Source organism: Mesorhizobium sp. M1322, assembly GCF_040318085.1.
Classification (GTDB): Bacteria; Pseudomonadota; Alphaproteobacteria; order Rhizobiales; family Rhizobiaceae; genus Mesorhizobium.
Genome location: NZ_JAMYLP010000156.1, coordinates 1 through 6,697 on the forward strand (window position 1 = coordinate 1; position 6,697 = coordinate 6,697).

The 6,697-nt window shown below is 61.9% G+C and carries 5 protein-coding genes; 4 read left to right on the plus strand and 1 reads right to left on the minus strand.

Annotation, left to right across the window (positions count from 1 at the left end; all coding sequences use genetic code 11):
• From NKH12_RS29430 to NKH12_RS29445, 4 genes are all read left to right on the plus strand, one after another.
• Positions 1-2,256: coiled-coil domain-containing protein (locus tag NKH12_RS29430; protein WP_352956337.1), on the plus strand; the 2,256-nt coding region annotated here is incomplete at its 5' end.
• A 158-nt stretch (positions 2,257-2,414) separates the two neighbouring features.
• Positions 2,415-3,401, plus strand: a complete 987-nt coding sequence (locus tag NKH12_RS29435) for an NAD-dependent epimerase/dehydratase family protein (protein WP_352956338.1) — start codon at positions 2,415-2,417, stop codon at positions 3,399-3,401.
• 665 nt (positions 3,402-4,066) lie between these two features.
• Positions 4,067-5,527 (plus strand): phospholipase D-like domain-containing protein, encoded by a 1,461-nt coding sequence (locus tag NKH12_RS29440; RefSeq protein WP_352956339.1) that lies wholly within the window; start codon positions 4,067-4,069, stop codon positions 5,525-5,527.
• Positions 5,528-5,674: 147 nt separating this feature from the next.
• Positions 5,675-6,475, plus strand: a complete 801-nt coding sequence (locus NKH12_RS29445; RefSeq protein ID WP_352956340.1) for an endonuclease/exonuclease/phosphatase family protein — start codon at positions 5,675-5,677, stop codon at positions 6,473-6,475.
• A 103-nt stretch (positions 6,476-6,578) separates the two neighbouring features.
• Here NKH12_RS29445 and NKH12_RS29450 read toward each other — a convergent pair whose 3' ends face one another.
• On the minus strand, positions 6,579-6,695 hold the full coding sequence (locus NKH12_RS29450) for a BtpA/SgcQ family protein (RefSeq protein ID WP_502910863.1): 117 nt from the start codon (positions 6,693-6,695) through the stop codon (positions 6,579-6,581).
• Positions 6,696-6,697 lie beyond the last annotated feature (2 nt).

Below are 6,697 nucleotides of genomic sequence, written 5' to 3' on the forward strand. Positions count from 1 at the left end.
GAACGAACGCAGCGCGACACCGCTGAGCGCCGCGACCGTTACGGCCGCCAGCTCGCCGAAGTCGCCCGGGAATTGTCCGATATTGCCTCCAGGGTCGCCGGCCTGCCCGATCCCGCCGAGAAGCAGCTTCTGGTCGAACAGGCGCTGGCGCTGCTCGATGAGACCGAAGCCGCGGCGATTGCCGCCGAACAGACTGTCGCCGAGGCGCGCGCGGTGGAAAGTGCCGCCCGCCCGCCAGTTCAGGATGCAAAGGCCGAGCTGGCGCGAATCGAAACCGAGGCCCGCACGCTGGCCAAAATCCTGAATGCCGCGAGTGGCGACCTCTTCCCTTCCGTCCTGGAGCAGATCAGCGTCGAGCGCGGCTATGAGACGGCGCTGGGCGCGGCCCTTGGCGAGGATCTCGACGTGCCGCTCGATCGCAGCGCACCGGTGCATTGGGGCCAGAGCGAGGTTCAGCCCGGCGACGCTGCTCTGCCCGAGGGCATCACGAGCCTTGCCAGTGTGGTGCGCGCGCCGGCGCAACTGGCCCGCCGATTGGCGCAGATCGGCATCGTCGAGGCTGGCGACGGAAAGCGGCTGCAGGCGCTGCTTGCTCCCGGGCAGCGGCTGGTCAGCCGCGAAGGGGCGCTCTGGCGTTGGGACGGGTTCACCGCCAGCGCCGACGCGCCGACCGCCGCCGCGCAGCGGCTGGCGCAGAAAAACCGGCTGGCCGAGCTCGACGCCGAGGCGGTCCACGCAACGCGCATCCTGCGCCGGGCCGAAGAGGCTCTTGCCCATGCCGAGCAGGCACTTGCCCGAGCCAGCGAGGCCGAGCGCAACGCCCGTCAGGCCGGGCGTGATGCCCAGCATGGGCTGGACGCCGCCCGCAACGTGCTGGCCGAGGCCGAGAAGGCCGGCGGCGAGCTGTCGAGCCGACGCGCCGCACTTAACGAAGCCCGCGCGCGCATCGTTGACAGCCATGAAGAGACGGCGGCGGCTTTCATCGAGGCGGAGATGCTGCTGCAAAGCGCTCCCGATCTCGGTGATCTGCAGTTGCAGCTCGAACAGTCGGTCGCCAACGTCGCTCGCGACCGTGCCACCCTTGCCGATGCCCGCGCCGTCCATGAAGGCTTGAGACGGGAAGCCGAAGCGCGAACGCGCCGCCTCGACGCCATCGGCGCGGAACACCGCAACTGGCTGGCGCGCGCCGAAAACGCCTCGACGCAGATCGCGGCACTCGGCGAACGCAAGGCGGAGGCCGAGGCCGAACGCGAAAGGCTGGCCGACGCACCCGACGAGATCGACGCCAAGCGGCGCGCTTTGCTGTCGCAGCTTGCCGAAGCCGAAAGCCTGCGCCAGGCGGCGGGCGACCGCTTGCAGGAAGCGGAAAACCGACAGTCCGAGCTGGACAAGGCCGCGACATCAGCGATCCAGTCGCTGGCCGAGGCGCGCGAAACCCGCGTCCGCGCCGAAGAACGGCTGACCGCTGCCGACGAAAGGCGGCTGGAGGTCGAGGCGCGCATCCAGGAAACGCTGAACACGCCGCCGCATCTGGTCATCCGCCACACCGGCCTGGAGGCCGATAGCCCGATGCCGGAGATGACTGAGATCGAGCGTCAGCTCGACCGGCTGAAGATCGAGCGCGAGCGGCTTGGCGCCGTCAATCTGCGCGCCGAGGAAGAGCAGAAGGAGCTGTCGGACCGGCTGGAGACCATCGTTTCCGAACGCGAGGACATCATCGAGGCGATCCGCAAGCTGCGGCAGGCGATCCAGAGCCTGAACCGCGAAGGCCGCGAACGGCTTTTGGCTGCCTTCGAGGTGGTCAATGGCCATTTCCAGCGGCTGTTTTCGCATCTGTTCGGCGGCGGCACGGCGGAACTGCAACTGATCGAGTCCGACGACCCGCTCGAGGCCGGTCTCGAAATCCTTGCGCGGCCGCCCGGCAAAAAGCCGCAGACGATGACGCTGCTTTCCGGCGGCGAGCAGGCGTTGACGGCGATGTCGCTGATCTTCGCCGTGTTCCTGACCAATCCCGCGCCGATCTGCGTGCTTGACGAGGTCGACGCACCGCTCGATGATCACAATGTCGAGCGTTTCTGCAATCTGATGGACGAAATGGCCGCCACCACCGAGACGCGCTTCGTTATCATCACGCACAACCCGATTACCATGGCGCGCATGAACCGGCTGTTCGGGGTGACCATGGCCGAGCAGGGCGTCAGCCAACTCGTGTCGGTCGACCTGCAGGCGGCCGAGGCGCTGCGCGAGGCGAGCTGAAGCGTGGACCGCATAGCTTGTCGGTAGCGCCTATCGGCCATAAGCACGAGCTGAGACGGTCCTTCATTTGGATGTAGCATTTTGATGTTGCACATGGTCGTTTCGGAAATCGATCTCGATTTCGCGATCATGTGCCGGCATGTGCATGGAGAACCTTGTTGCCTATACTTGTCACTGGAGCCGCGGGATTCATCGGCAGCCATGTTTGCCACCACCTCTTGAACAGGGGGGAAGCAGTCGTCGGCGTCGACAACATGAATGACTATTACGACCTGGCGCTGAAAAAGGGACGGCTCGCCCGCCTTCAGCCTCACAAGGATTTTTCATTTCATCAGATCGAGATCGCCGAACAGGGCGCGCTCGCTAGCGCTTTGGCCGGGCAAGGCATAACCAGGATTGTCCATCTCGCTGCTCAGGCGGGTGTGCGCCATTCGCTGGACAATCCGAGGCTCTATGTCCGTTCCAATGTCGTCGGCCATCTCGAAGTGCTCGAGTTCTGTCGCGCGCAGCCCGCATTCGAGCATCTGGTCTATGCCTCGTCGAGTTCGGTCTATGGCGGCAACCGCAAGGTGCCGTTCAGCGAGACCGATCAGGTCGACAGACCCGTCTCGCTCTACGCCGCCACCAAAAAGTCCGATGAATTGATGAGCCACACCTACGCCCATCTGTTCGGGGTGCCGCAGACCGGCTTGCGGTTTTTCACCGTCTACGGTCCGTGGGGCCGGCCCGACATGGCCTATTGGATATTCACCAAGGCGATGCTCGAAGGCAAGCCGATCCGGGTGTTCAACGATGGCGAGATGTGGCGGGATTTCACTTATGTTGACGATGTGGTGAGGGCAGTCGTTGCCGTGCTCGACAAGCCGCCATCGGCTGAAGTTCCGCCGAGCAGGCTTTACAATGTCGGCAATAACCGGCCGGTGCGGCTGGGCGATTTCATCGACACTCTGGAAAAACTGCTTGATGTAAAGGCGATCCGCAACAGTGAGCCGATGCAAAGCAGCGACGTCGAGCGGACCTATGCCGACATGACGGCACTGGAGCGCGATTTCGGCTTCAAGCCCAGCGTTTCAATCGAAGATGGGCTGAAGAAATTTGTCGACTGGTACCGGTCGGAATGGACTGCAGGATCAACGACAAGGTGACTGCGGCCTGAGTGTCGTCGTTGCCGCGCCTTTCTTCATCTACGGCCCAGGGCCGCGCATACCATGCGAACTTACGGGCCGGTGATCGGAACGGCGTGGCGATCCTTTGCGATCGTTGAGCGGGCCATCGACCAATGTCTGGATCTGTCGATTGGGACGTCGACCTCGGCATCGGTGATGAGCTGACGCAATCGCGGTGATCCGCAGTCCGCATAAATTTCACAATTAATACAGTGACATCAACAGTATCGATTGAATTTTTGGAGAACTGTTGCAAGCGGTCGCTGTGCCGGCTATCGGGCTCATCGCCTGCCAGATCGGCCAGGACGGTCGGCACTGCGTCGTAAAAAAAGAGTGGCTCGATGCGGGGCAGGCGTTTCCAGCATTCTTTGCCGATCTCAGAAGTCTCTCAATCGCCTGCAATGTAAGGCATTTGAGACCACCATCGCAGACGAATCGCATGCCGTCGGCCTCGGCCGCACAAAGTGCTTTACCGCTGAACGGAATGGTGCCGAAGTACTTGCTGATGAGCACCTTTCACTCGGCGCCCTGGCTAAGGTTTTCCGCTGGCCGGCGCGATGGGGCCGGTGGGGCTTCCTGTTGAGTATCAGCGCCGAGAATGAGCTGCATTGCGTTCTGCAACCGCTCGCTGGATAGTTCTGGCGATGTTGCAGACCTTAATGACTCATTGGCCCCAGATCCTCGCGATCATTTCGGTGGTGATGGCGACCATCGGCATCGTGCACGCCATAATGACGAAGGAAGACGTCCGCGCCGCAACAGGTTGGGTCGGCGTGATGTTCCTGTCGCCGTTCCTTGGCGCGATCATCTACGCCGTTGCCGGCATAAACCGTATCCGTCGTGCAACGATCAGCGCCATGCGGCCCCTTTCCAGCGAGGCGGCTTCCGCAAAACATGATCGCAACACTGCCGCCGAGGAATTGATTGCCGAGCGGTACGGCCAACGCTTCACCGGCCTGAAGACATTGGGCGACAGGGTGGCGCGGCGTGCCCTGACCTCGGGAAACGCAATTGCGATATTGGAGACAGGTGACGAGGCCTATGCCGCAATGTGCCGCGCGATTGATGGCGCTCAACGCAGTATCCTTCTCGAGACCTACATCTTCGACAATGATGATGTCGGGCGGCTTGTCGTGAAATCTCTCGCCGGTGCCGTCCAGCGGGGTGTCAGCGTTCGCGTGCTGATCGATGCCGTGGGCGCGCGTTACTCCGTCCCCAGCATTCTTGGGCATCTGCGAGAGGCAAAAATCACAGCCGACCTCTTCAACGGCAACATTGTCATGGGCCTGCGTCTTCCCTACGCCAATCTCAGAACGCACCGGAAGATCCTGGTCGTCGATGGCACGATTGCGTTCACCGGAGGGATGAACATCCGAAAGGGATTCTCAGCTGAGTTCGCCGGCTCCTCCAGCGCGAGGGACACGCATTTTCAGGTCACCGGGCCGGTGGTGGCCGACCTTTTTTCGGTTGGCGCCGAGGATTGGCGCTTCGTGAGCGGCGAGCTCTTGAAAGGCGACACCTGGCAGGTGGCCACGCTTCCCGCGGCTCCCGGTCAGCCGATGCTGGCGCGGGCGGTCGCGTCCGGGCCGGATGCCAGCATCGAAACGAACCACAAATTGCTGATCGGGGCATTTTCCGTCGCCCGCAAATCGATCCGCATCATGTCGCCCTATTTCCTGCCGGATAGGGAACTGATCAGCGCGCTGACGACCGCGGCCAGGCGAGGCGTCGAGATCGACATCGTGGTACCGGCGGTGAACAATCTCTTCCTTGTCGACCGCGCGATGACAGCGCAATTCGATCAGGTCCTGAAGCACTATTGCCGCGTATGGCGCACGGAGGGCTCGTTCGATCATTCGAAGCTGCTGTCGGTCGATGGGGTTTGGGCTTATATAGGATCCTCCAATCTTGATGCCCGGTCCATGCGGCTGAATTTTGAGATTGATATGGAGGTTGTTGATGCAGGCTTTGCCGCCGAGATTGAAGCGCGGATCGGATCGGCAATCGCCTCCGCAGCGCCCGTAACGATCGAAACCTTGAGAGCCCGGCCATTCATCGTTCGCCTGTTCGACCGAGTGTTGTGGTTGGGATCGCCCTACCTTTAGAGGCTTTCTCGTTCCGCCGGAGGGAATTCGGGTGACGCAGCCATCGTTCGATCTCCTTTTGAGGGCCGCATCTCGTCAGGGCAGGGAAGCAGCGATTGAGTGAGACAAAGCTAAGTCTTGAAGGTAGCGAGGACGAGCAGCAGACTCATGCAAAGAACTGGACATAGCTTTCCTGCAAGTGTGCTCAAATCCATTCGCGACAGAAAAAAGCAGAAGGCGAAGGCTGCGCCGTCCGAAGGGACACGCCCCGCCGGGACTCTGGTCGCATCTTACAACGTTCACAAATGCGTGGGCGTCGACAGAAAGTTCGATCCCGAACGAGTCGGTCGCGTCATCCGGGAAATCGGCCCGGATGTCATTGCATTGCAGGAAGCGGACAATCGCTTTGGAGATCGTGCCGGCCTTCTGGATCTGCTGCGTCTCGAATTGGAAACAGGCCTGGTGCCGGTGCCGGTGTCCGGAAACGGCAAAGGGCACGGCTGGCACGGCAACGTTCTGCTATTCAAACGGGGCATCGTTCGCAATGTCCATCAGATAAAGCTCCCGGGGCTGGAGCCGCGCGGAGCCCTGGTTGCCGAAATCGATCTGGACGAGAAACGAACTCTGCGCATCATCGCAGCCCATCTCGGCTTGCTGCGCCGATCGCGCTCCGAACAGGCCCGTGTCGTGCTCGATATCATGAACAGCCCGGACGAAAAACCAACACTGCTGCTCGGCGATTTGAACGAATGGCGACTCGGAAACCGTTCCGCGCTGAACACGCTGCACACGACTTTCGGTCCTGCGCCGCTGGCGGTCCCCACCTTTCCATCGAGTCTGCCGCTGCTGGCGCTGGACCGGATCATGGCAAATCGACACGGAATGATCTCAACCGTCGAAGCCCATGACACGCCGCTTTCGCGGGTCGCCTCCGATCATCTGCCGCTTACAGCATTCGTTCGCCTGTGATGTAGCTGCCCAGCGGGTTCAAAGGGAAGCTCTAGGGCTGTCGGCGTGATCCATCATGCGCTTGGGAGCGTCCTGATCGTTGCGATGCGATCGGGCGGCTTGGTCATCGCTTCAGCCCGGTCATGAACGTTCTTACTCGGGCGGGGTCGACCTGGTTCCACCAGACGCCGTCATGTTTCAGTGCGCTGGCGATGATGACGCCATCGACGATGCCAAGGATAT

Coding starts and splice junctions, on each gene's coding strand:
- NKH12_RS29440 (WP_352956339.1), top strand. CDS start 4,067: ATGTTGCAGACCTTAATGACTCATTGGCCCCAGATCCTCGCGATCATT.
- NKH12_RS29445 (WP_352956340.1), top strand. CDS start 5,675: ATGCAAAGAACTGGACATAGCTTTCCTGCAAGTGTGCTCAAATCCATT.